The organism is bacterium Scap17, assembly GCA_013376735.1.
Taxonomy (GTDB): domain Bacteria; phylum Pseudomonadota; class Gammaproteobacteria; order Pseudomonadales; family Halomonadaceae; genus Cobetia.
In genome coordinates, this window is sequence record VINJ01000001.1 from 1,368,403 (window position 1) to 1,392,389 (window position 23,987).

Below are 23,987 nucleotides of genomic sequence, written 5' to 3' on the forward strand. Positions count from 1 at the left end.
GCGGCGTTTACGTGTGCTGCCAGCGGCCCCGTCATGCGCCGAAAGCGCTCATGTCAGATGCTGGTCGCGCTCAGCAGCGATAGCGGTAGGCGAGGTGTTCATCCTTGCGCGGGCCGGTGATGCGCCAGTCGAGATCAAAGCCCAGGGCATTGCCCGCCTCATCGCGCACGATGACCAGCGTGGCGGCGTAGAGATCATCGATGCACAGATGCGCTTCACGACTGACGAAGTGGTCTTCGCCTCGAGCGCTGTCGGCCACCAGGTCGAACAGGAAGACGGCGGCATCGCGGCCACGACGCTCATGACTGAGCGACAGCGCCTCGCCATCCGCAGCCAGCTGCCAGCGATAGCGGTTGTGGAAGTTGACGCTGGATGACTGGCCCTTGAGCTGGAACTGGCCCTGCTCGAGAAATACCACGCTCTCCGCCTCTTGCTGAGCCGCTTGCCGTGCCCCGTCGTGGGGGGAATCTGGGGCTTCGTGGGTGACCGTCACCTCGCCGCTTCCCTGGCCAGACCAGGCATTGCGCGAGGCCGGGCCGGAGCGTGACGAAAAATCCAGCCGGTGGATCTGCGCGAGCAGCGCATAGAGGGTTACAATTGGTGTCAACTTCTTCTGGCTACCGGGTTTACTCGTCATGTCCTACCTGATTGGTGTCACGGCCCTCTGGGCCTTCTCGTTTTCCCTGATCGGCGTCTATCTGTCTGGTCAGGTCGATAGCTATCTGGCCGTACTGACGCGTATCGCGCTGGCGTGCCTGATCTTCGCGCCGTTCATGCGCCCGCGGGCGATCAGCGGTCGTCTGCGCTTCCAGTTGATGGCCATCGGCGCGATCCAGCTAGGCCTGATGTACATCTTCTTCTATCGCTCCTTCCTGCTGCTGCCCGTGCCGGAAGTGCTGCTGTTCACCATCTTCACGCCTATCTACATCACCTTGCTCGATGACCTGATGAACAAGCGCCTGTCGCCATTCTACCTGCTGACCGCCGCGATTGCGGTGCTGGGTGCGGCGATCATTCGCTACGACGGGGTCAGTGACGGCTTCTGGCTCGGCTTTGCGGTCGTGCAGGGCGCCAATCTGTGCTTTGCCATCGGGCAGGTGGCCTACCGTCAGGTCGCTCCGCAGCTGCCGGCGGATGTCGCCCATCGCCATGTGTTCGGCTGGTTCTATCTCGGCGCGCTGGCGCTGGTGATCGTGATGTTCCTGCTGTTCGGCAGTACCGACAAGCTGCCGTCGCAGCCGGTGCACTTCGTGGTGCTGGGCTGGCTGGGCATCGTGGCCTCGGGGCTGGGCTATTTCCTGTGGAACAAGGGCGCGACGCGAGTCGATGCCGGCACGCTGGCGATCATGAACAACGCGCTGATACCGGCGGGCCTGCTGGTCAATCTGCTGATCTGGAACCGCGACGCCGACCTGGCGCGTCTGGCGCTGGGTGGGGCGGTCATCGTGGCGGCACTGGTGATCAACCAGATGTGGGCGCGTCGCCGCGAGCAGGCGCTGCGCATGGCCTGAAAGTCTGCGCCATAAGGAAATCCAGACATCGCATCACAATCAGCCCTCGCCCTGTGCGAGGGCTTTTTGCAGGTGAGTGGTGAGGCGCGCCAGTATGTCCTGCTGGCGGGGAATCTCGTCAGAGGACCGTGCAGCGTTCTGAGTCGCTTCCTCGCCGAGCTGGGCTGCATTCAGACGCAGGCCCGATTGTTCGACATTGAACAGGCTGCCGGGCAGGGTGGCGATGCCTGCGTTCAGCAGGTCCTGATGCAACTGCTCCAGCTGGCGCGCCTCAAGGCTTGGCAGGCCACACCATTGCAGATAGCCGCCACTTGGTGGTGGCAGCCAGACGCTGTCGCCCAACGCTGCGCTCAGGTGCGCGCGCAGACGCTCCAGGCGCTTGGCATAGCAGCGTCGCATGCGCTGCACGTGGCGGCCGTAATCCCCGCTGGTGATCAGTTCGCTCAGGGCGGCATGCATCCACGGCATGTCGCCCATGCCATTGGCCCAGCGTGCCCGAATCATCGCCTGCAGCCCCAGTGGTGACTCCTGCTCGGGTCGTGACAGCCACAGCCAGCCGCAGCGGGTGCGGGGGTCCAGCGTCTTGGAAAATGATCCGAGACTGATCAGCGCAGGCATCGGCCTGTCGGCATGGCGGTGGGCGAGGTCGGCCAGCCACGGCTGGCGGGTATCGAAGCTCAGCTCGGCAAAGGTGGTGTTCTCGACCAGCAGGATGGCGTGGCGTGCCGCCAGTGCCAGCAGGCGGTGGCGATCTGGCGTGCTCAGCTGTCCGCCCAGGGGATTATGGCCATCCGCGGTCACGATCAGCGCATCCAGCGTCAGGGCGGGCGTCTTGTCATCATGACGTTCGAGCAGACGCTCGAGCGCCGCGACATCAAGTCCCTGGTGCGCGCGGGCAGGAATGGCGATCGCCTGATGACCCTGGGCTTCGATGGCGGCCACGATACCGAAATAGCCCGGCGCTTCGACGCCGACCCGACAGCGGCCCTTAGTGGCACGCAGCTGGCCGAGCAGCAGTGACATGCCATGCTGCGCCCCCTGGCTGATCAACAGGGCATCGCTGTCACAGGGATGGCCGTGGTGGCTGAGGTGCTGGGCGATGGCAGTGCGCAGCGCGCTCGAGCCCGGCGGCAGGGCATAGGCGCTGGGGTGCTGGGCATGCGCCCCGAGCTGAGTGCGCGCCAGACGATACAGGCGGCGCACGGCGGGGGCGTCCAGCTCCGGATGAGCGGCGCCCAACGGCGCCAGGCGCGGATCACTGGCATTCGCCATCGCCTGCCAGGCCGGGTCACTGATGGTGAGTGTGGTGATGGCGCGCGGCCTGTGATGTGACTCCCGCTGCCCGTGCTGCGACTCCCTAGGGTGGCGTGATGAAGTCGGGCTGTTCTGTGAGCCGGTATTCAGGTCATCCGTGTCGTGAGCAGCCTGCGTCGATGGCGCGACCCGATAGCCGGCACGCGGTTCGGCGATGATCAGGCCCGCCGCCTCCAGCTCGCCATAGGCACGGATCACGCTGTTGAGGCCGAGCCCCGCCTGCGCCGCCTGCCGCCTGAGCGAAGGCAGGCGCTGTCCCGCGCTCAGTTTGCCCGTCGCCATCTGGGCCTTGAGTCGCTCGACCAGCTGTTGATAGCGCGGCAGCGTCGCGGCTGTGGCGCCTGAGCTGGCGGTTGAGCTGGTGGTTGAGTTGATGGCGTCGCCGGCAAGCGAAGGGCGGCTGGCGGACGAAGCGTGCTCGGCGGATGACATGCCTGTCTGTACCCCTTGAATTGGTGATTATCTGTATCTTGTGCCCCCTTGAGGGGTCGCGGCAAGCTGAAGGCTCATGTCGTGGTCCCGTCGGTGCACGTCCTGCACCTGCCTATGGGCCGCCCGCTTGTCATTTCTCTCGCTGGAGTCTGCGTGATGTGGATGCCACTTTGCTTCGTGTTTCTGTTCGCCAGCGGCTTCATCGCCGCGCGCTTCGGTACCCTGGACGCTGAACCCTTCACCTTGCTGCTGGTGCGCAGCCTGCTGGTGCTGCCGGTGCTGGGGTTGATTCTGTGGCTGCGCCGCAAGCCGCGTCAGTGGGGCCGGCGCAATGACCGTCTGGCGCAGATGGGCATCGGCATGCTGTTGCATGGCGCCTACCTGGGCGGCGTGTTCGCAGCGGTCAAGGCGGGGCTGCCGGCGGGCCTGACGGCGCTGCTGGTCAGCCTGCATCCACTGGTGACGGCGGCGTTGTCGCTGCCGTTGTTCGGCGTGCGTCTCGGGGTCAGGCAGTGGGCGGGGCTTGGCTGTGGCGCCATCGGCGTCAGTCTGGTGCTGGGGGCAGGGCTGGCCAGGGACGGTGCGGGCACCCTGGAGTGGCCGCTGATCGGGCTTGTCTGGTGCCTGGTGGCGCTGATCGGCGTGTCCAGCTCGACGCTGTGGCAGAAGCGGGTCTCCGGGCGCATGGGGCTGGTCGAGGGGCTGATGTTCCAGTATCTCGGTGCGGGCGCGGTATTCGTCGTCGCCGCGACCAGTGTCGGCAGCTTTGCCTTTGACCCCACGCCGCGTCTGCTGCTGACCATGGCCTGGCTGGTGATCGCCATCTCGGTCGGTGCCATCTGGCTGCTGATGCTGATGCTGGAGCGGGGCGAGGCCCATCAGGTCGCGCGCACCTTCTTCCTGGTGCCGCCGTGTGCCGCGCTGATGGCATGGTGGCTGTTCGACGAGCAGTGGACCGCGCTGATGGTCACGGGCGCGGCACTGGTGGTGCTGGGGCTGGTGCTGGACCGCCCGCGTCCGGGCATGGCGAGCAAGGCGCCGGCGGAGGACGCCACGCCGTCAGCGCCTTCAGCCTCGATGCCCCCAGGCTCAACAGCTTCAGCAACTTCTGAAGCTTCGGCAACGAACAGCGGGCAAGCCGCGTCGCGCTGATGCGTGCCGAGCGCACTACTCACCACGCACAGCGTATAGATAAAAAAGGACAACGCCCCGCCGGCCCGAGATGGGCTGGCGGGGCGTTGTCGTCTCTGGCCAGTCAGAAGTGCTAGCCAGGAAGTGGCTGATCAGAAGCGATAGCTGATCCCGGCCATGGTCACGATGGGGTCGATCTCGACCTTGTCGTTGACGCTGCCTGCCACGGTGACATCGGAATCGATATCCAGATACCAGGCAGCGACGTTGGCCGCCCAGTGCTCGTTAATCACCAGATCGACGCCGATCTGTGCGGCCGCGCCCCAGCTGTCATCCATCTCGAGCTTGGTGCCATCGTCGAGGGTTTCATCGGAGAAGTGGGTGTAATTGACCCCCGCGCCGATGTACGGCTGGATGCGCGATTCACGTCCGCCAAGCGGATAGTACTGCAGTGTCAGAGTCGGCGGCAGGTGATCGACGGAGCCGGCCTTCTGGCCATTGAGCGAGATGTCGTGGTCGAAATCCTGCGCCGCCAGCAGTTCGATACCGAAGGTATCGGTGAAGCGATAGCCGAGAGTGAAGGCAAAGGCGCTGTCATCATCGACATCCACGCCGGCACCGATGGCATCGATGCGGCCGTTGTCACTCTTCGGCGAGACCTTGGCGACACCCGCACGCGTCCAGAACTGACCGGCGCCGTAGTTCAGAGAGCTGAGAGAGTTGTGAGAGCTGTGAGAGCCGTGGGAGCTGGCATTCAGCGAGTCGGCGGCCATGGTCGGTGCGGCGCCGAGAGTCGCGAGGCTGGTGAGGCCTGCCAGTGCCAGAAGCTGCCACGGGCGTGCTGCAGAGCGTGGGCTACGCGAAGTCAAGCGCGCGGGGAGGGAGGCTGAGCGAGTGGCGACGTCGGACATGATGGCTCCTGAAGGGTGGCGGGAAGCAATGCCTTCATTCTAGGTAGCCGAGTTTCGAGAAATTTGATCTGGGGCAAGAGTTTACGGGCGTTCTTGCCCGGTCAGGGGCGTGGTTGATCCAGGTCAATTTATGCGCCGCGCCGGCGAAGATCGGCCATGTAGCCGTTGGCTTTCCACAACGAAAACGCCGCAGACCCAAAGGTCTGCGGCGTTTGTGTGTGATGCCCATCTGGCGCCTGGACGGCTCGGCGTTGCCGAGCTCCATCGCTGACGTTTTCATGACGTGGCATCACATGGCTTGCCAGGTACTCGCTGGAGGCATGTTCACGCCTCGCGCAAGGACTTAGAAGCGGTAGGTGACACCGGCACCGACAGTGACCGGGTCCAGCTCGGTGTCGTTCACGTCCTGACCGGCGATCTTGGTATCGGCCTTGACGTCGGCGTAACGAGCAAAGCCGTTGACGGCCCAGGCTTCGGTGATCTTGAGGTCCACACCCAGCTCGGCAGCGGCGCCGTAGCTGTCATCGATGTCCATGCTCTGGCCACCGGCAGACTCACCGGAGAAGTGGGTGTAGTTCAGGCCGACACCAGCGTACGGCTGGACGCGGGCTTCAGTACCGCCCAGCGGGTAATACTGCAGCATCAGGTTGATCGGCATCTGATCGAAACCACCGGCGCTGTTTTCCCAGTCGGTGCTGAATTCTTCAGTGGACTGCAGGGCGATGGCCAGATTGTCGTGGAACATGTAGCCCACGGAACCGGCGAAGCCAGATTCGTCCTTGGCGATCAGACCGTTGCCGTTGTTGCTCTTGCCGTCGACCTTGGCAACGCCACCGCGCAGGAAGATATCACCCTTGCCATAGGCCATGGCGGATTGTGCGCCCATTGCCATGGTGCCGGCGATAACAGTAGCGGTCAGGATCTTGATAGCTTTCATGTGTAGTTCTCCTTGAAGCTTGGCTTCGTAAGCTGCCTGTCGGCAGTGCCTCGCTACCCTACGGCGTGGGCCGTGTGCTCTGCGTGGCTGCGTCGATCAGGGGACGCAGCAAACTATAAAAAACAGTGTTCTGTTTGGCAAGCATTTTTTAGAACGTTGTTTGAGAACTTTTTAGGCGTCCTGTTGGCGGATGTTACTGATTATTTCAGGGAAGTTTAATGTCTCACGAATGAGACTTGTGGTGACGCATTCGAGCGACATCCTCATTCATCCTCGTGCAAGGTGACCAGGACCTTGGTCGCATGCCGTGCGCGAGGTCAGTACTCACTGCGCCAATGATCGTCACCGGCATCTGCAGGCTCAGCGCCGCTTGCGTGCGGCGCGTGCTTCCAGCTCTTTCAGCCACTGACTGACCTCGGCGCTCTGCGCATCCGCATCGCGATAGACAGCAAGAAATTGTCGCCATTCATCGTGCTGCCAGCCCTTCAGGCGGCGCCACAGCACGTAGAGATCGCGCAGGCACTCGTGGCGGCGCAGCACGAAGCGGCGCGTCTTCTCGAGGTCGATGATGACGGCGTCCATCTGCCAGGTGCTGTCCGGCGACTCACTCGGCGGGCGACTGAGGAAGATGTGCTTGGGGAACAGACAGCCATGCATCAGGCCAGCCTGATGGATCTCGCGAACCAGGCGAGCGCTGGCGGTGATGATCTGGGAGCGCATGCCGGTATCGAGTTCCGCCCAGCGTTGATGCCAGTGATCCAGATCATCGCGCCCGGCGAGACCGAAGGTGATCAGGATGGCGCGCCATTCCCGGCCTGCGCGCCGCTCGCCGTACCAGCCTGCGTCCACTGCCGGTATCCCCAGCGCGTGATAGTGACGGATGGCACGCCATTCGCGAGAGAAGGTCGGTTCGCCCAGCGGTCGCGCCAGGCTGCGGCCCAGGTGGTTGGTCTGGCGCTTGAGATAGAGGCGATGACTGTTGCCGTCCTCATCCTCGAGTGTCAGCAGCGAAACCGTCGAGACGCCGCCGCGTTCACGATTCGGCGCGTCGACGTCGTGGGCTGCCACTTGCCACAGGGCATCGAAGCTATTGAGGTCGTGCTGCTCCAGCAGGCGGGCAAGCCCGGCTTCGCAGTAATCGCCGTGGCCGCGCGGCGCCGTGGCGCTGGGGCTGGTGGTGGCGGTATGACCAGCAGAAGGATGAACGGGGGAGCGATGCGTCATGTCAGGTAGGAATCACGGTCTCGGGTGATGGGCGGTAAGCGTCCACTGGCAATCCTTGTCGGTGAGCGCTGCGATGAGTGGCCATGATAGTTAGCCTGCTGGGGAAGTGACAGGCCTGCGGCACAAAACTCTCCTTCCCACTGCGGCAATGGCGTGAAGGCGTGATGGTTTTGAGCGTGGCGCTGGCGCCGCTTGGGTGCGCCAGTCGGTCGCAGCGTGGTTGAACGTCGCAGTGTGGTCGATGGTCGCAGCGCGCGCAGGGGGGCGAGGAGTCAGCGTTGAGTTGGCGCCATGCCAGCGAGGTCCGTCGCTCCAGCATCCATGCGGCTTGCAGCGGAGTTGTCCTGTGACGACAGGCACTTGGCGGAGGTGGAGGGTGCGACATTCGCTCGGTGAGTGCGACAACCTGACATCTGGAGGCTGGCGCGGGAGGGTAGACAATGCCGACCAAGGTCTTGGTGCCACGGTGCCATTGCCTGTGTGCTTGCCGGCGAGAGTCGGCCTGATGTGTCCTTTCGGCGTCGGTGGCAAGCGCATGCAGGGACGGCGCCTGACCGTCCGCCTTATCGTAAAGGGGTTAAGACATGATCTCCGATACCGTCGTGGAGCTGTCGCGGTTCCAGTTCGGCATGACCGCGCTCTACCACTTCCTGTTCGTACCATTGACCATCGGCATGGCCTTTCTGCTGGCCATCATGGAATCCCTGTATGTCATGACCGGCAAGCAGGTCTACCAGGACATGACCAAGTTCTGGGGCAAGCTGTTCGGTATCAACTTCGCTCTTGGCGTGGCCACGGGCCTGACGATGGAATTCCAGTTCGGCACCAACTGGGCCTACTACTCGCATTACGTCGGCGACATCTTCGGTGCGCCGCTGGCCATCGAGGGCCTGGTGGCCTTCTTCCTCGAGTCCACCTTCGTCGGCCTGTTCTTCTTCGGCTGGGACCGCCTGAGCAAGCGTCAGCACCTGATGGTGACCTGGCTTGTCGCCTTCGGCTCCAACTTCTCGGCACTGTGGATCCTGATCGCCAACGGCTGGATGCAGAATCCGGTCGGTGCGGCCTTCAACTTCGAGACCATGCGCATGGAGCTGACCAGCTTCGCGGATGTCATCTTCAACCCGGTCGCCCAAGCCAAGTTCGTGCATACCGTGTCGGCAGGCTATGTCACCGGCGCCATGTTCGTGCTCGGCATCAGCGCCTTCTATCTGCTCAAGGGGCGTGACCTGGGCTTTGCCAAGCGCAGCTTCGCCATCGCCGCCGCCTTCGGCCTGTTCTCGGTAGCCTCGGTGATCGTGCTGGGCGATGAGTCCGGCTACGAGGTCGGAGATGTCCAGAAGGCCAAGATGGCCGCCATCGAGGCGATGTGGGAAACCGAGCCGGCACCGGCGTCCTTCACGCTGATCGGCCTGCCCAACGAGGAGACCCAGCACACCGATTACGGCATCCATATTCCCTATGTGATGGGCCTGATCGGTACGCGCTCGCTGGATACCGAGATCCCCGGCATCAAGGAGCTGACCGAGGAGCACCGCGGGCGCATCCTCAATGGCATGCAGGCCTATGACCTGCTCCAGCAGCTGCGTGATGGCCAGGATGACATCGCGACCCGCAAGGCCTTCGATGCGGTCAAGGATGATCTCGGCTACGGCATGCTGCTCAAGCGCTACGTCGAGACTCCGTCTGATGCCACGCCGGAGATGATCGACAAGGCCGCCGCCGACTCGATTCCGCCGGTCGCGCCGATGTTCTTCTCGTTTCGCATCATGGTCGCCTGCGGCATGGCGATGCTGGTGATCTTCATCGCGGCGGTGTGGATGACCGCCAGGCATCGCTTCGACGTGCGTCCCTTCCTGTGGATCTGCCTGCTGTCGATCCCGCTGCCGTTCATCGCCGTGGAGACTGGCTGGTTCGTGGCCGAATTCGGGCGTCAGCCGTGGGCGGTGGGGGAGATCCTGCCGACCTTCATGGCGGCCTCGAGTCTGGATGAGTCCGACCTGTGGTGGTCCATCGGTGGTTTCCTGGCCTTCTACAGCCTGTTCTTCGTCATCGAGATGTGGCTGATGTTCCACTTCGCACGCAAGGGGCCGTCTTCCCTGCACACCGGTCGCTATCACTTCGAGCGTGGCGGCATCCACCATGGCGCCATGTCCGAAAATGACGGCATGTCACTCAATCCTTCGCTGTCATTCAAGGAGTAACGGATCATGTGGGATTACGAGATCCTCAAGCTGTTCTGGTGGGTGGCGGTGGGGCTGCTGCTGATCGGCTTCGTCATCACCGATGGCATGGACATGGGCGCGGCAATGCTGATGCCGCTGGTCAGCCGCAATGACAGCGAGCGCCGTGTGGTGATCAATACCCTGGCCCCGCACTGGGACGGCAATCAGGTATGGCTGGTCACGGCCATCGGCGCGGTGTTCGCGGTGTGGCCGGTGGTCTACGGCGCCGTGTTCTCCAGCTTCTATTTCGCGATGCTGACCATCCTGTTCTCACTGTTCTTCCGTCCGCTGGGCTTTGACTACCGCTCCAAGCTCGAGAATACCCAGTGGCGTGGCTGGTGGGACCGCGGCATCGTCTCCGGCAGTCTGATTCCCACCGCCTTCTTCGGGCTGATCTTCGGCAACCTGCTGCAGGGCGTGCCGCTGGAAGTCGATCAGTTCATGCGTGCCAGCTACGCCGGCAGCTACCTGGGCCTGTTCAACCCCTTCGCTCTGCTGTGCGCCGCGCTGTCCGTGGTGATGGTGATGCTGCATGGCGGCACCTGGCTGGTGGCACGTGCCGATGAGGCCGTCGCCGCACGCAGCGCGCGTCTGGTGCAGCCGCTGGGCCTGTTGACGCTGGGGCTGTTCGCGCTGGGCGGGCTGTGGGTGTGGCTGTCCGGCATGGGCTACAGCATCGATCAGATGGGCGATACCGCCTCGGCCCTCAAGCTGCTCGACAAGCAGGTCGGGCCGGGTAGCTGGCTGGATGTCTATGCGCGTGAGCCGCTGACGCTGCTGGCCCCGCTCAGCGCGGTGGTCGGTGTGCTGGCCGCGATGGTGCTGTCGGCTCGCCGCAAGGGCGGCGCGGCCTTCACGGCAAGCTCCGTCGGGGTAGGAGGTGTGGTCGCCACCGCAGGCATCAGCATGTTCCCGTTCATCGTGCCGTCCTCGCGCATGAGCGAGGCCAGTCTGACGCTGTGGGATTCCGTTTCCAGCGAGCTGACGCTCTCCATCGTCACCGTGGCGGGTCTGGTGATGGTGCCGACCATCATCCTCTACACCACCTGGTGCTACGTGAAGATGTGGCGTCGCGTCACCGTCGCGCATATCGAGCAGGACGGTCACAGTCTGTATTGAGTTGAGTTGAGCTAGCTGAGCCAATTGCTCCCATTTGCTATCAACAGGCGAGGGCAGTGCCTTCGTCAGGAGACGACACCATGTGGTATTTCGCCTGGATTCTCGGTGTGTTGCTGGCCTGCTTCGCGGGCATCATCAATGCATTGTGGCTTGAGCAGACCCACACCTTTGACGATGATTGAGTGAGGCGGCCCCCAACGTTACTTCTGCGCCGCTGACTGTTCCGATCAAGGAGAGCTTGATGTCACGACCCTGGTACGCCTCACGACCACCGGCCTGGTGCCGAACTCGACCTGCCCATCTGGCCTCGCTGCTGCTGTCTGCCATGGTGGCCATCTGGATGCTGCTGGGGCCGGATGCGATAGCCTCGATGCAGACAGGGCCGCGCTATCTGATGTTGCTGGTCGCGCTTTGGGGGCTGGGCGCCGGCTTCACGCATGGCGTCGGCCTGGTGCCGCGCCATGCGACTCGCGCCTGGCTGCTGGGGGCGCCGCTGAACTGGTGTCTTCTGCTCATCACGCTGGTGGTCCTCGCGTCCAGCCAGTAACGCGATTGCGCAGATTCCATTCATTACATAAACAAACACGGCCGCTCCAGGGAGCGGCCGTGTTTGTTTAGGGCTAAAGGCATGGCTCGAGGGCATGGCTCATGGGCATGGCTTGCGAGCCCTTGAGTGATTCAGGCTTTGCTTGTCGAGGCCGCAGGCTCTATAACGCAGCGAGGTGGTGTCGCGCTCATTGCCCCTCGCAAGCCCTTGCCGATGTCTGGCGCCGTGCGGGGGCTTTTCACGGATTCTTGCAGTTGGCAGGTCCGTTCGCGCGGGTCACCGTCAGCATTGACGCTGCGTTGTAATCGTCGCCCTCGGCCCCAAGAGGTAATGGAGCGGAGGGAGGAGAGGCACCGATCGAGAGCGGGAGAGTGTCTGGCAAGGCGCTGGTGCAGCCCCTGTGTCCTCTTCATTCTCATTTTGTCAGATGATGACGCCCTGGCGTGCATGAATGACGGGGCTCTCGATGGAGGAAATACCATGCGGTCCTTAGCTGATGCATCCTGCGGCCAGACGTCTGGCAGGCAGTCCTCGACTTCGTCGGGGCATATTCCCCGCGACATGTCGCGACGCCTTTCCGGTGACTGGGTCTTGTCATTGGTAGTGCCGGTGATGAACGAGGAGGAGACCATCGGTCTCTTTCTGGAGGCCATCGAGAAGACACTGGGCTCGCAGGTACCGCATCTTGAAGTGCTGTTCGTCGATGATGGCTCGACCGACGGCACCCTGGCGTGTCTGGAGGCCGCGGCAGCCGGCGACGCTCGTGTGCGCTACCTGAGCCTGACACGCAACTTCGGCAAGGAAGCGGCCATGTCCGCGGGCATCGAGCAGGCGCGCGGCGATGCCATCGTGCCGATGGATGTCGATCTGCAGGACCCGCCAGCGGTGATCCTCGAGTTCATCAGTCAATGGCAGGCCGGCTACGACATGGTCTATGGCGTGCGCGCCGCGCGCCCTGAAGACACCGCCACCAAGCGCAAGACGGCAGGCTGGTTCTACCGCATCTTCAACCGCCTGACCTTCACCGAGATACCGCGCGATGCGGGCGACTTCCGCCTGCTGGACCGCCGTGTCGTCGAGGCGCTGCGGCGCCTTCCCGAGCGCAACCGCTTCATGAAGGGCCTGTTCTCGTGGCCCGGCTATCGCTCGGTGAGCGTCACTTACCAGCGCCCGTCGCGCACGGCCGGCACCACCAAGTTCAACTACTGGAAGCTGTGGAACTTCGCCCTCGATGGCGTGGTGAGCTTCTCGACCTGGCCGCTGCGGGTCTGGACCTATATCGGCAGTGTCGTCGCCGCTCTTTCCTTCCTCTATATCCTGGTGATCATCAGCAAGACGGTGCTGTTCGGCGTCGATGTGCCGGGCTATGCCTCACTGATGGTCGCGATCCTGTTCTTCGGCGGCATGCAGCTGATCTCGATCGGCGTGCTGGGCGAATACCTCGGTCGCCTGTTCATGGAAACCAAGCAGCGTCCGCTTTACCTGATCGACCATGACAGCCTGCACGACAGCCCGCCGGGCAGCGTGTCACCGGACAGGGGGCTCGACAGCGGCCTGAGCACTGCGCGAGTCGTGCGCGGTGGGCCACGCGATGCGTCGCGAGGTGAATCACTTGAGCCCTGATCGTGAAGGTGTCAGCGAGTCCGACAGGTCAGTCACTGCGCGCGCCAGGGAGGAGGCGGGCACCGCGACCCGCTTCGGGCTGGTCGGGCTGGCCGCCACTGGCGTGCACCTGGGCGTCGCCGCCTTGCTGCTGTTCCTGTGGCCGCAGCTCAATGAGTTCATCGCCAATATCATTGCCTTCTGCGTCGCCTTTCAGGTCTCGCTGGTCGGCCATCGCCGGCTGACCTTCAAGCGCCAGGGCAGTGCCTGGCGCTTCGGGTTGGTCGCGGCGGGCGGCTTTGCGCTCAACAATGGCCTGTTGGCCCTTCTGATGCAGGGGCTGGACCTGTCGGGCTTCGTCGCCATCGCGATCGCCACGCTCTCGGTGCCGATCGTGACCTATATGGCCTCACGGCTGTGGGCTTTCAAGGAAGACCCTGCATGAATGACAGTGTCACCGCAGGACCGCGCTCGGCGCTGGGAGAGCGCCTCAAGTCCCTGGCGGCCGAGACGCCACCCCCTGCCGAGGCACTCGCGCGGGCGCAGGCCGTGCGCATTCCCTGGGGGCATATCCTGCTGGCGCTGCTGGTAACGCGCGCCGTCTGGATCGCCATCGCGCTGTGGGGCGATCACGGCTATCTGCACGCCATGGCGCAGTTCGATGGCAGCTGGTTCAAGGGCATCATGACGCGCGGCTACGATATCGAGGCGCGCGGCATGAGTGATGGCGACGCCGCCAACTGGGCCTTCTTCCCGCTCTATCCGGCGCTGCTGTGGCTGGTGACGCTGGGCGGTCAGCTGGACCCCGAACTGATGGGCGTGCTCTTGAGCAATGCCTTGCTGGCAGTGGCGCTGGGGCTGGGCTGTCGCTATCTGGCCATCACGCGTCCCGGCGCGCCGTTGCTGCTGTTCGTGTGGCTGGTGGCCAGCATGCCGTACAGCTTCTATTTCAGCGCGCTCTATTCCGAGTCACTGTTCTGGCTGCTGTGTCTGGCGTCATTGATCGACTGGCGCTGTCAGCGCACTGGCCGCGTGATGCTCTGGACGCTGCTGTTGTCGATGACCCGCGCCACCGGGGTGTTCTGGGTCATCGCGATGGGAATCGAACTTGTGGCGCGCCTGCGCCTGCGGGCCTTCGCCGAGCTGTGGCGGCGGCCCGATTGGCTGCTGATCGGCGTGGTGGGGCCATTGGGGCTGTTTCTGTTCATGGCGCTGCTCTATCACCGCACAGGCGACGCGCTGGCCTTCAGCCATGTGCAGATTTCCTGGGGCCGTGAGATGGGCAACCCCCTCATCAACCTCATTGAAGGACTGAGCTACTGGCAGAGCGCGCCGGAGACGCTGCGTCCGGCGTGGCAGGCGAGCATGGCGCTGGTCGGTGTCGGTCTGATCGGCTGGCTGGGCCTGCAGCGGCGCTGGCTGGAGATGGGGCTGGCGGGCTTCACGCTGTTCATACCGCTGGCGACCGGGCTGGACGCCATTCCGCGCTACATGATCGGCATGCCGGTGTTCGTGCTGGCCCTCCATGACCTGCTCACTCGTCTGCCACGCACGCTGGCCTGGGGCCTTGTCATGCTGGGTGCGCTCGCTAATCTCTGGCTGGTGGAGAACTGGTATGACGCCGTCTTCTGGCTCGTCTGATGCCCTGTATGGCGCGCCACGCAGGCGCCGCAGCCAGCGGATCTGGTGGCTGCTGGCCACCGTGGTGGTGCTGGCCTTTGAACTCACCATGCTGTGGCTGGCGCGCACGCCCAGGGTCGATGATCATTACCGGCGCTACTTCATCGAGCATGCCACCACCTGTTACCGGCCGATGGGCGAGGTGCCGGTACTGACGCCCGGTGAGCGCTACTCCATCCGCAAGGGCGAGCCGCTGGGCAATTGCGGCGTGCTGTGGGCCGGTTTCTACTCGCCCCAGCCAGACGTGCCGGTCAGTGCGCGGCTGGCGGAGGTTACCTTGCGCCTGCGGGTGGCGCCCGAGGTCTCGCCGGCAGGCTCGCAGGCCGTGGTCGTGGCGCTTGAGTTGTCACGCTTCCCGGATTCGGCCACCGCGCTGCCGGTGGAAGTCATGATCCAAGAGCAGACCGTCACACGCTGGCCGGTGGGCGGTGATTATGAGCGCTTCGAGGTCGAGGTGCCCGCCGCGCTGATCGCGAGCGATGGCAGTTTCAGCCTGACCCTCAAGGGGCCGCCGCCCATTGCGCCGCGCGATGTGGGGCTGGATGCCAACAAGTTTCCCGTGGGCCTGCGTCTGGACGCGCTGACGCTGCGCTCACCGCTGGGACTGACGCCCGCTCGGGCACAGCCCTGAATGGATGAATGGCCTGGCAGGGCGTGCTGCTTCAGCGGTAAGAGCACTGACGTGACGCCAATAGTCAGGTAGATTGTGCGCGCGTGAATACCCAATAATCCGTTCGGCCGAGTGTCAGTGCGTCCCCGGCGCACGCCTCGTGCCTTATAACGATAAAGCACCCGGTAGTCTGCTGACTGCCACGCAAGGGATGCTCAAGGAGTTGTCGTGGAATTTTTGAATGCCATTCCCATGGATACCAGTCAGCTGTTCGAGATAGGGCTGCAATGGGGCGGAACCCTGCTGTCGGCGCTGGCCGTGCTGGTCTTCGGCATGTGGGTCGCCAAGCGTCTGACCCAGTGGGCGACCTCGCTGCTGCACCGCAAGAGCATGGACGAGGCAGCGGCCGGTTTCGTCGGTCAGATCGCCTACGCCATCCTGGTGGTCATGGTGCTGCTGACCGCCCTGGACCAGCTCGGTGTCGATACCACCTCGATGATCGCCGCGCTGGGTGCGGCGGGTCTGGCGATCGGTCTGGCGCTGCAGAGCTCGCTGTCCAATCTGGCTTCGGGCTTCCTGCTGGTCACGCTGCGTCCGTTCAAGAAGGGCGATTACGTCGAAGCCGCCGGTACCGCCGGCAGCGTCGATCAGATCACCATGCTGCAGACCCGTCTGGTGACGCCGGACAACCGCAAGGTCACCGTGCCGAACTCCAGCGTCATGTCCAACACCATCACCAACTACTCGGCGCTGCCGACGCGTCGTCTGGACCTGGTCGTCGGTGTCAGCTACGACGACGACATCCGTCAGGTCAAGGCGGTGCTCGAGGAGCTGGTCGCCGGTGACGAGCGCATCATGAAGGAGCCATCTCACCTGATCGCCGTGTCGGAGCTGGCCGACAGCTCGGTCAACTTCAACTTCCGCATGTGGTGCAAGGCCTCCGACTACTGGGCGCTGAAGTGGGACATGACCGAACGCATCAAGCTGACCTTCGATGAGCGCGGCATCAGCATTCCCTACCCGCAGCGCGATGTGCACTTCCATCAGGCCAGCACGCCGGCCGAGTAACTCCCGCAAGACGTAAGCATGTCGACAACGCCACCCTCGGGTGGCGTTTTTGATGGGCTTTCGTCGGGGCATTCCATCGCGCCCCGAGTCAGGTACTCTCGACGTCATCCGTCCTGGGTATCGTTCTGATCGGGAGTCCAGTGCATGACAAGGTCGCAGTCGTTGTCCCAAGCGTGTGATGCTGCTGATGCCAGACGGCGTCAGGCATGGCGCATTCTGCTTGCCAGTCTTGTGGTGATCGGCCTCGGGCTTGTGCCGCTGATTGCCACGCGTGCGCTGTATCTGGATGACATGAGTCGCGCGCTGGATGGCTATTTCGGCTGGATGCTCAATGCACGCCCGGCCGCCGAGGGTATCATGCGTCTGCTGGGCTTTGGCGACGTGCTGGTCAATGTTGCGCCCTTGCCGCAGCTGGCGGCCTGGGGACTGGCGGCGAGCATGGCACTGGCCTGGTGGCGATGGCTGCCGGGGCTCTCGCTGGCGGGCTGCGTCGTGGGCAATGCGCTGATCTGGCTGACGCCCTTCACCCTGCAGAATTTCAGTTACGCCTTCGACAGCCTGCCGATGAGTGTGGCGCTGGCCAGTGCCATATTGGCCAGTCTGGTGCTGCGTACTGGCGGGAAAACCAGAGCAGAGGGAGAGCAGGCCGGCGGGGTAAACGAAAGACGAGGGCTATGGCAGGCCTGGCAGCCACCGCTGAGCGCCTTGCTGCTGTTGTTGCTGGCGCTGTGCTGCTATCAACCGGCCCTGAATGCCTTTCTGGTGCTGAGCCTGCTCGAAGCCCTGTTCGCGGGCGCTGCCAGCACGTCACTGTGGTCGCGTTGGCGGATGCTGTTGCAGCGTGGGGCACTGGCCGCCGTCGCCTTGCTGCTCTATCTGCCCATCACGCGGCTGCTGGTGGCGGGGGAGTACAGTCAGCAGCATGGCCAGATGCTGCCCTTCGCCGACCCTCAGGCCTTGCTGGCGGGGCTCGAGCACAACCTTAACGTGGCGTTGGGCGCGCTGCGTGAGGGGCTGGGGCAGGTCACGCTGCTGCTCAGTCTGGCGCTGCTGGCCGGGGCGGCGCTGTTGCGACTCCTTCCTCACGGCGCGCCTGTCCGACAGGGAGCCACTGGCGCACCCGAGGGCAGGTCTCGCTCGGCGCGCCAGCTATCGCTGCAGCGCATGAGCTGGGCCCTGTGGGCGCTGCTGCTGGCTCCCGCCCTGTGGGGGCCGATGCTGTTGCTGGCCGAGCCGGTATTTCATTCGCGCACCCTGATCGCCTGGGGACCGCTGCTGGGCGGTGCCCTGATGCTGGTTCTGAGTGCGAGAGCGAGTGCCGGCGCAACGCCGAGCATGACGGAAACGGCCACCACGCAGCGCAAGCCTCCTGTCTGGCGGCGGCTGAGGCAGTGCTCGTTGATGCAGTGCCTGTTGATCGTCGCCTGCCTGTTGCTGGTGCGCCATGAGGTGATCTTCGCCGCCTGGAGCAATGCGCTGGCCGCCCAGCAGGCCCATGAGACACAGCTGGCCCGCACCCTGGTAGCTCAGGCTCGGGAACAGGGGCTGCCGCTGGACTCGCCCCGCGATGCCGAGCGCTACCAGCCGCGCGATGCCTTGCCGGTACTGGTGCTGGGCGAGGCGCCAGTAGCGCCACTGGCGCGGGTCGCTCGCCAGCAGGTGGCGGCCGTGGGCCAGAATCTGGTCGCCGCCTTCACGCCCGACAACTACTGGGCCGTGGTGCGGCTGCGCCTGGTGGGCGCCAGTGCGGTGACCTTGCTGCGCGATGAGGCGCTCAAGGCACGCCTGCAAGCGCGGTCGCCCTGTGCGCCGGGCGATGCTGTCAGTCAGGCCTCCGATCAGCTCACCAGTCAGTCCTCAGCCCCTTCATCCGCTCAATCTCAAGTGCTGTCGCAAGTGCAATCGCCAGGGCTGTCACTGCAAGAGGGCGTCTGGGTGATCGATTTTCGCAAGCCTCGCCAATGTGATTAGGCCATATGAGAGAGCCATGACAGCGTGAATCAGTGAGGACCAGTTGCCATGAACGACAACGCCGCCCCGAGGGGCGGCGTTGTCGTATTGCCGATATGAACGGCAATAGGTACAGGCTTCAACAGTGTCCTGTCACACCTCGATCAGGCGTGGTTCTCGACCTTGTCGAATTCCGTGGTGACCTCATCAGCCGGTGCTGCGCTCATGATGCTGACCACGTAGATGGCGATGTAGGCGAAGATGACGCCCGGCACGATCTCGTAGAGATCGAAGATGCCACCGGAAAGCTGCTTCCAGACCACCACGGTCACGCCACCGACGATGATGCCGGCCAGCGCGCCGAAGCGGTTCATGCGACGCCAGTACAGCGACATGATCAGAGCCGGACCGAAGGCAGCACCGAAGCCGGCCCAGGCGTAGGACACCAGACCCAGCACGCTGGAGTTCGGGTCCAGCGCCAGGATCCAGGCGATGATGGCGATACCTACCACCGCGAAGCGACCGACCCACACCAGCTCGGACTGGGTCGCATCCTTCTTGAACAGCGCCTTGTAGAAGTCATCGGCCAGGGCAGAGGACGACACCAGCAGCTGGGAGTCAGCGGTGGACATCACGGCAGCCAGGATGGCGGCCAGCAGCACGCCGGCAACCGCCGGGTGGAAGATGAAGTTCACCATGACCATGAAGATCTTCTCGCTGTCGGCCAGGTCCTTCGGCACGTAGACGAGACCCAGCAGGCCGATGCAGATGGCCGCGAACAGACCCAGTGCAGACCAGACGACGGCGATGGTGCGTGCCGCGCCGATGTCCTTCTCGCTGCGGATGGCCGCGAAACGCGCCAGGATATGCGGCTGACCGAAGTAGCCCAGGCCCCACGCCAGTGAGGAGACGATGCCGACCAGGGTCAGCGCTTCGCCGGTGGAGGCGTCACGGAACCATTCCAGCAGCAGCGGGTTCTCGGCGGTGATGCGCGAGGTCGCTTCTGCCACGCCACCCATGTCGGTGAGTGCCACGATAGGCACCACGATCAGGGCCGCGGCCATCATCAGACCCTGGATCAGGTCAGTCCACGACACGGCGAGGAAGCCGCCGAAGAAGGTGTAGGACACGATGGCGATGGTACCGACGGTCACGGCGATGGTGTAGTCGAGGCCGAAGACGGTCTCGAACAGCTTGCCACCTGCCACCAGACCGGAGCTGGTGTAGAAGAGGAAGAACAGCAGGATGAAGACGGCCGAGATGACGCGCAACATCTTGGAGTTGTCGCGGAAGCGCTTCTCGAAGTAATCCGGCAGGGTCAGCGAGTCGCTGGCGACGAAGCTGTAGATACGCAGGCGCTTGGCGACGATCAGCCAGTTGAGCCAGGTACCTGCCAGCAGACCGATGCCGATCCAGGCAGCGGACAGGCCGCTGAGGTAGGCAGCGCCGGGCAGGCCCAGAAGAAGCCAGCCGGACATGTCAGACGCACCGGCGGAAATGGCGGATGTCCAGGGGCCCAATGAACGGCCACCCAGGATGTAATCCGACATGTTGGAGGTGCGCTTGTAGGCCAGCAGGCCAATGCCGAGCATCACCGCCAGATAGATTGCGAACGTGATGAGTATGGTGGGGCTGTTATCGACCATCGTGGAGTAAATCCTTTGCATTTATTGTTGTCGGACGGCGAGCGTCGTGATGATTTACTGCCAGTGACGGTTCCTGTCAGACCGTCACCGGGAGTCCTGCGTCATGCATCGAACGTCCTTCGAGGGCCATGTCGCGGCGGCTCTCGCAAGTTCCTGCCAATCTTGTACGTTCAGATTAGCGCATAAACGAATCTTCTGACGTTCGTCCGTCCCCGCATATTGCCGTCGAGTCAAAAGGGGAAACGGCAACGGACACCGCAGGGCACGAGCATGAGGGGCCAGTCGCTGGCGATCCATGTCCGTGGGCGTCCCTGTCGGTGTCCGGGGCAGATGACGGCCTGGCGTGCTCGCCGTCATCCACTGGGCATCGTCCTGATGCCCTGTCACCTGGCTACCTCATGCACGTCCAGCATGCAGTCTTCCGCCAGGCATGACCTCTGCTGCTGCCGCGAGAGCAGGTAGCGTCGGTCATTCGTCGCCCATGGCGAGAAGAGACGCGTTGCCGCCGAGAGCCGTGGTGTTGACGGTACGGGTCTTCTCGGTAGCGAAGCGGTGCAGGTAGTGCGGGCCGCCGGCTTTCGGGCCAGTACCGGAGAAGCCCTGGCCACCAAACGGCTGTACACCTACTACAGCACCGATGATATTCCTGTTGACGTAGACATTACCAACACGAATTTTCTGTGCAACGGCATTGGCAAAACTTTCGTTTCGCGAATGCACACCGAAGGTCAGGCCGTAGCCGAGGCCATTGATGGTATCGATGACCTTGTCCACTTCGCCGCCTTTCCAGGTCGCGATGTGCAGTACCGGACCGAACTGCTCGCTTTCCAGGCTATCGATGCCGTCGATGCGCAGGGCGACCGGCGCGACGAAGGTACCGTGCTCGGTGATGGTCTTGTCGACGGCGGCTTCGGCGATCACGCGGCCCTGGCTGCGATATTCCTCGATGTGCTTGAGCAGACCGGCACGCGCTTCCTCGTCGATGACCGGGCCGACGTCGGTGCCCAGGTCACGCGGGTCGCCGATCTTCAGCTCGTCCATCGCGCCCTTGAGCAGGCTGATGACGCGCTCGGCGACGTCTTCCTGCACGTAGAGCACGCGCAGGGCGGAACAGCGCTGACCGGCACTCTGGAAGGCGGACTGCACCACGTCGTTGACGACCTGCTCCGGCAGGGCGGTGGAGTCGACGATCATGGCGTTGAGGCCACCGGTCTCGGCGATCAGGCTCGGCAGCGGAGCGTTCTCACGCGCGGCCAGCGAGCGGTTGATGATCTGTGCGGTCTGGGTGGAGCCGGTGAAGCACACGCCAGTGATACGCGGGTCGCTGGACAGCACGCTGCCCACGGTCGGGCCATCGCCCGGCAGCAGCTGGACGACATCGCGCGGCATGCCGGCTTCGCGCAGCAGTTCCACGACGCGGTGCGCGACCAGCGAGGTCTGCTCGGCAGGCTTGGCGACCACGGTGTTGCCGGTGACGGCAGCGGCGACCATCTGGCCGCAGAAGATCGCGACCGGGAAGTTCCACGGGCTGATGCAGGCGAAGACACCCTTGCCGCCGAGCATGATCTGGTTGTGCTCACCGGTCGGGCCCTGCAGCTCGGTCGGCTCGGCGAAGTCGGCACGCGCACGGTTGGCGTAGTAGCGGCAGAAGTCGACTGCCTCGCGGATCTCGGCGATGCCGTCGGTCAGCAGCTTGCCACCCTCGCGGGAGCACAGGGTCATCAGCTCGGCGGTGTGGGTTTCCATCAGGTCACCGAAGCGCTCGAGAATTGCGGCGCGTTCCTCGACCGGTGTCTGCTCCCAGCGCGGGAAGGCAGCCCAGGCGGCGTCGATGGCCTTGGAGGCTTCCTCGGCGCTGGTCCACTGCACGTGGCCCAGGGTATCACGACGGTCGAACGGGCAGGTGACGGCCTGACGACGCTCGGCATTGACCTCGACATCGAAGGCCAGCTGCGGACGCACGTCGTAGGTGGTGTCCATGTGCGTGGCCATCTCGTCGATCAGCGGCTGGTACTGGCTATTGATGTTCAGATTGATGCCCCGTGAATTCAGGCGGTCTGCGCCATAGATGTTCGGCGGCAGCGCGATGCGTGGGTTGTGGTAGGTCTTGTACTGATTGAGCGTGACCACCGGGTGGGTACACAGGCTCTCGACCGGCACGCGCGGGTCGACCAGCTGGTGAACGAACGAGGAGTTGGCCCCGTTCTCCAGCAGACGACGTACCAGGTACGGGAGCAGGTCCTTGTGCGCGCCGACCGGCGCATAGATACGGCACCAGGTCCCCTTGGGGGCACGCTTCAGCGCGGCTTCATACAGGGCTTCGCCCATGCCGTGCAGGCGCTGGAATTCGAACTGACGTGTCTCGCCGGCGTTGGCCACATCCAGGATGGTGCTGATGGTGTGGGCATTGTGGGTGGCGAACTGCGGGTAGATGCGTCCGCGAGTGTTCTCGGACAGCAGGAAGCGCACGCAGACCAGGTAGCTGACGTCGGTGGAGGCCTTGCGGGTGAACACCGGATAGCCTTCGACACCCAGCTCCTGGGATTCCTTGATCTCGCTGTCCCAATAAGCGCCCTTGACCAGGCGCAGCGGGATCTCGTCGCCTTGCAGGTCGGCGATGCGGTTCAGGTACTGCAGGGTCGGCAGGGCACGCGTCGAATAGGCCTGCACGACGAGGCCGAACTTGCCCCAGCCGCGGCAGGTGTCGCTCTCGTAGACGGCGCGGAACACTTCCAGCGAGATCTCGAGGCGATCGACTTCCTCGGCATCGATGGTGATGGCGACGTTCAGCTCGCGGGCGATGCCGGCCAGTTCACGCACGCTTGCCACCAGCTCTTCCAGCACCTGCTCACGACGGCCGAATTCATAGCGCGGATGCAGGGCGGACAGCTTGATGGAGACGGACGGTGACGGGGTGGATTCCTTCAGCTTGCGTGAGGTTTCGCCGACGGTGCGGATGGCACGCGCGTAGTCGTCGAAGTAGCCCTTGGCGTCGTCGCGGGTGCAGGCCGCTTCACCCAGCATGTCGTAGGAATAGGTGTAGCCCTTGTCGAACAGCGGCTGGGAGCGCTTGAGCGCTTCCTTGATATCGCGGCCCAGCACGAACTGCTTGCCCATCACCTTCATCGCCTGGTACATGGCGCGGCGGATGACCGGCTCGCCGAGACGATTGACCATGCGATTGATGAAGGTGGCCGGCTTGCCGTCGCCCTTGGGCAGATCCATCTTGATGACGTTGCCGGTCATCAGAAGGCCCCAGGTGGAGGCGTTGACGAACCAGGACTCGCTCTGGCCCAGGTGGGACTTCCAGTCGGCCACGCCGAGCTTGTCCTCGATCAGCGCATCGGCGGTTTCCTTGTCCGGAATGCGCAGCAGCGCCTCGGCCAGGCACATCAGCAGCACACCTTCCTGAGTGTCGAGGCTGTACTGCTGCAGCAGCTCGTCGATGGAATCGACAGCGGTGTCCATGGTGCGAATCTCGCGCACCAGTTCTGCCGTCTTGTCGCCGATGCGCTTGACATCCTTCTCTTCGGCATTCAGAAGTCCGACCAGCTCGCTGACGTAGGCACTTTCATCGACCAGATAGTGGTCGCTGACGCGCGAGAACAGCGCCTCCGGAGACTGCTGCCAGGTGCTGGCGGCCAGCATCTGGTCACTGCGCAGGATGTTGTCCTTGAGCACATCGCCCTTGAGAACCCCTTGCTTGACAGTATTCGTGGACGAATTGTTCGAGGACTGGGCGGCTGTGGACGTGGCCGAGGCGATCGCGGCATTCACTGCACTGGACTGATCGGAGGAAGTGGAGGTGGTCATGGTGCGAACCCCTTGCTGCTGGGCGTCGAAGCGCCGAATGGGATTGCCGAGTCACAGCGCCGAGAGTGATGCAGAACGCATCAGAAAGCGCGACAGCGGCACGTCTGGATGTATGACTGAGAATGTAGGGTGGCGCAGGGGGGCGGGTCTTTCCAATTTCTCGGCTGCGCATGTCAAATTCACGGGCATGTCAGAAAAGTGACACGCTTCTCCGACCTTTGTCGAAGGATGTGCCGCGAAATGACGCGATCTTGTTATACCAAGGTGGTA

19 protein-coding genes are annotated in these 23,987 nt (G+C 63.8%); 12 read left to right on the forward strand and 7 right to left on the reverse strand.

Annotated elements, in window-relative coordinates; genetic code table 11:
* Positions 1-70 precede the first annotated feature (70 nt).
* Positions 71-637, reverse strand: coding sequence for a hypothetical protein (locus tag FLM52_05970; protein NVN55341.1), 567 nt, complete (start codon positions 635-637; stop codon positions 71-73).
* Here FLM52_05970 and FLM52_05975 point away from each other — a divergent pair.
* Positions 636-1,511, forward strand: coding sequence for a DMT family transporter (locus tag FLM52_05975; GenBank protein NVN55342.1), 876 nt, complete (start codon positions 636-638; stop codon positions 1,509-1,511). The two genes, FLM52_05970 and FLM52_05975, sit on opposite strands and share 2 nt — an antisense overlap.
* A gap of 39 nt (positions 1,512-1,550) precedes the next feature.
* On the opposite strand, the gene FLM52_05980 is transcribed toward FLM52_05975, so the two are convergent.
* Entirely contained in the window at positions 1,551-3,257 is a 1,707-nt protein-coding gene (locus FLM52_05980; GenBank protein ID NVN55343.1) for a PLP-dependent aminotransferase family protein, read from the reverse strand.
* Positions 3,258-3,371: 114 nt separating this feature from the next.
* Between FLM52_05980 and FLM52_05985 the strand changes: the two genes are divergently transcribed.
* Positions 3,372-4,409: a DMT family transporter gene (locus FLM52_05985; GenBank protein ID NVN55344.1), complete on the forward strand. Its 1,038-nt coding sequence runs from the start codon at positions 3,372-3,374 to the stop codon at positions 4,407-4,409.
* 131 nt (positions 4,410-4,540) lie between these two features.
* On the opposite strand, the gene FLM52_05990 is transcribed toward FLM52_05985, so the two are convergent.
* The 3 genes from FLM52_05990 to FLM52_06000 all read right to left on the reverse strand — a co-directional run bounded on the left by FLM52_05990 (position 4,541) and on the right by FLM52_06000 (position 7,460).
* Entirely contained in the window at positions 4,541-5,161 is a 621-nt protein-coding gene (locus FLM52_05990) for an outer membrane beta-barrel protein (protein ID NVN55345.1), read from the reverse strand.
* Positions 5,162-5,642: 481 nt separating this feature from the next.
* Complete coding sequence (locus tag FLM52_05995) at positions 5,643-6,236, reverse strand: outer membrane beta-barrel protein (GenBank protein NVN55346.1); 594 nt, start codon at positions 6,234-6,236, stop codon at positions 5,643-5,645.
* Between the two features lie 360 nt (positions 6,237-6,596).
* The gene (locus FLM52_06000; protein ID NVN55347.1) at positions 6,597-7,460 is read right to left on the reverse strand and encodes a lipopolysaccharide kinase; all 864 of its coding nucleotides are present in this window, start codon (positions 7,458-7,460) and stop codon (positions 6,597-6,599) included.
* Positions 7,461-8,044: 584 nt separating this feature from the next.
* Here FLM52_06000 and FLM52_06005 point away from each other — a divergent pair.
* The 10 genes from FLM52_06005 to FLM52_06050 all read left to right on the forward strand — a co-directional run bounded on the left by FLM52_06005 (position 8,045) and on the right by FLM52_06050 (position 18,279).
* Entirely contained in the window at positions 8,045-9,661 is a 1,617-nt protein-coding gene (locus tag FLM52_06005) for a cytochrome bd-I ubiquinol oxidase subunit CydA (GenBank protein ID NVN55348.1), read from the forward strand.
* 3 nt (positions 9,662-9,664) lie between these two features.
* Complete coding sequence (gene cydB, locus FLM52_06010; protein NVN55349.1) at positions 9,665-10,801, forward strand: cytochrome d ubiquinol oxidase subunit II; 1,137 nt, start codon at positions 9,665-9,667, stop codon at positions 10,799-10,801.
* Positions 10,802-10,881: 80 nt separating this feature from the next.
* The gene (cydX, locus tag FLM52_06015) at positions 10,882-10,983 is read left to right on the forward strand and encodes a cytochrome bd-I oxidase subunit CydX (protein NVN55350.1); all 102 of its coding nucleotides are present in this window, start codon (positions 10,882-10,884) and stop codon (positions 10,981-10,983) included.
* 59 nt (positions 10,984-11,042) lie between these two features.
* Positions 11,043-11,348 carry a Cyd operon protein YbgE gene (locus FLM52_06020; protein NVN55351.1) on the forward strand — a complete coding sequence of 102 codons (306 nt, stop codon included), beginning with the start codon at positions 11,043-11,045 and terminating at the stop codon, positions 11,346-11,348.
* A gap of 561 nt (positions 11,349-11,909) precedes the next feature.
* Positions 11,910-12,971 (forward strand): glycosyltransferase family 2 protein, encoded by a 1,062-nt coding sequence (locus FLM52_06025; protein NVN55352.1) that lies wholly within the window; start codon positions 11,910-11,912, stop codon positions 12,969-12,971.
* The gene (locus FLM52_06030) at positions 12,940-13,395 is read left to right on the forward strand and encodes a GtrA family protein (GenBank protein NVN55353.1); all 456 of its coding nucleotides are present in this window, start codon (positions 12,940-12,942) and stop codon (positions 13,393-13,395) included. The genes FLM52_06025 and FLM52_06030 overlap by 32 nt, the downstream gene beginning before the upstream one ends.
* The gene (locus tag FLM52_06035; GenBank protein ID NVN55354.1) at positions 13,392-14,591 is read left to right on the forward strand and encodes a hypothetical protein; all 1,200 of its coding nucleotides are present in this window, start codon (positions 13,392-13,394) and stop codon (positions 14,589-14,591) included. The genes FLM52_06030 and FLM52_06035 overlap by 4 nt, the downstream gene beginning before the upstream one ends.
* Positions 14,566-15,261, forward strand: coding sequence for a hypothetical protein (locus FLM52_06040; GenBank protein NVN55355.1), 696 nt, complete (start codon positions 14,566-14,568; stop codon positions 15,259-15,261). Before FLM52_06035 ends, FLM52_06040 begins: the two co-directional genes overlap by 26 nt.
* A 231-nt stretch (positions 15,262-15,492) precedes the next feature.
* Positions 15,493-16,308: a mechanosensitive ion channel gene (locus FLM52_06045; GenBank protein NVN55356.1), complete on the forward strand. Its 816-nt coding sequence runs from the start codon at positions 15,493-15,495 to the stop codon at positions 16,306-16,308.
* Positions 16,309-16,452: 144 nt separating this feature from the next.
* Complete coding sequence (locus FLM52_06050; protein NVN55357.1) at positions 16,453-18,279, forward strand: hypothetical protein; 1,827 nt, start codon at positions 16,453-16,455, stop codon at positions 18,277-18,279.
* A gap of 143 nt (positions 18,280-18,422) precedes the next feature.
* Here FLM52_06050 and putP read toward each other — a convergent pair whose 3' ends face one another.
* Together putP and putA are read right to left on the reverse strand one after the other, a co-directional pair.
* Positions 18,423-19,904, reverse strand: coding sequence for a sodium/proline symporter PutP (putP, locus tag FLM52_06055; GenBank protein ID NVN55358.1), 1,482 nt, complete (start codon positions 19,902-19,904; stop codon positions 18,423-18,425).
* A 468-nt stretch (positions 19,905-20,372) separates the two neighbouring features.
* On the reverse strand, positions 20,373-23,552 hold the full coding sequence (gene putA / locus FLM52_06060) for a bifunctional proline dehydrogenase/L-glutamate gamma-semialdehyde dehydrogenase PutA (protein ID NVN55359.1): 3,180 nt from the start codon (positions 23,550-23,552) through the stop codon (positions 20,373-20,375).
* Positions 23,553-23,987: the final 435 nt, after the last annotated feature.

Excerpts from the sequence above, each read along its gene's own strand:
- FLM52_05970 (NVN55341.1), bottom strand. The coding sequence starts at position 637 with ATGACGAGTAAACCCGGTAGCCAGAAGAAGTTGACACCAATTGTAACC.
- FLM52_05990 (NVN55345.1), bottom strand. The coding sequence starts at position 5,161 with ATGGCCGCCGACTCGCTGAATGCCAGCTCCCACGGCTCTCACAGCTCT.
- FLM52_06040 (NVN55355.1), top strand. The coding sequence starts at position 14,566 with ATGACGCCGTCTTCTGGCTCGTCTGATGCCCTGTATGGCGCGCCACGC.
- FLM52_06050 (NVN55357.1), top strand. The coding sequence starts at position 16,453 with ATGACAAGGTCGCAGTCGTTGTCCCAAGCGTGTGATGCTGCTGATGCC.
- FLM52_06045 (NVN55356.1), top strand. The coding sequence starts at position 15,493 with ATGGATACCAGTCAGCTGTTCGAGATAGGGCTGCAATGGGGCGGAACC.
- putA (NVN55359.1), bottom strand. The coding sequence starts at position 23,552 with ATGCTGGCCGCCAGCACCTGGCAGCAGTCTCCGGAGGCGCTGTTCTCG.
- putP (NVN55358.1), bottom strand. The coding sequence starts at position 19,904 with ATGGTCGATAACAGCCCCACCATACTCATCACGTTCGCAATCTATCTG.
- FLM52_05980 (NVN55343.1), bottom strand. The coding sequence starts at position 3,257 with ATGTCATCCGCCGAGCACGCTTCGTCCGCCAGCCGCCCTTCGCTTGCC.
- FLM52_05975 (NVN55342.1), top strand. The coding sequence starts at position 636 with ATGTCCTACCTGATTGGTGTCACGGCCCTCTGGGCCTTCTCGTTTTCC.
- FLM52_06000 (NVN55347.1), bottom strand. The coding sequence starts at position 7,460 with ATGACGCATCGCTCCCCCGTTCATCCTTCTGCTGGTCATACCGCCACC.
- FLM52_06005 (NVN55348.1), top strand. The coding sequence starts at position 8,045 with ATGATCTCCGATACCGTCGTGGAGCTGTCGCGGTTCCAGTTCGGCATG.
- FLM52_06030 (NVN55353.1), top strand. The coding sequence starts at position 12,940 with ATGCGTCGCGAGGTGAATCACTTGAGCCCTGATCGTGAAGGTGTCAGC.
- FLM52_06035 (NVN55354.1), top strand. The coding sequence starts at position 13,392 with ATGAATGACAGTGTCACCGCAGGACCGCGCTCGGCGCTGGGAGAGCGC.
- FLM52_05995 (NVN55346.1), bottom strand. The coding sequence starts at position 6,236 with ATGAAAGCTATCAAGATCCTGACCGCTACTGTTATCGCCGGCACCATG.
- FLM52_06025 (NVN55352.1), top strand. The coding sequence starts at position 11,910 with ATGTCGCGACGCCTTTCCGGTGACTGGGTCTTGTCATTGGTAGTGCCG.
- cydX (NVN55350.1), top strand. The coding sequence starts at position 10,882 with ATGTGGTATTTCGCCTGGATTCTCGGTGTGTTGCTGGCCTGCTTCGCG.
- FLM52_06020 (NVN55351.1), top strand. The coding sequence starts at position 11,043 with ATGTCACGACCCTGGTACGCCTCACGACCACCGGCCTGGTGCCGAACT.
- FLM52_05985 (NVN55344.1), top strand. The coding sequence starts at position 3,372 with ATGGGCCGCCCGCTTGTCATTTCTCTCGCTGGAGTCTGCGTGATGTGG.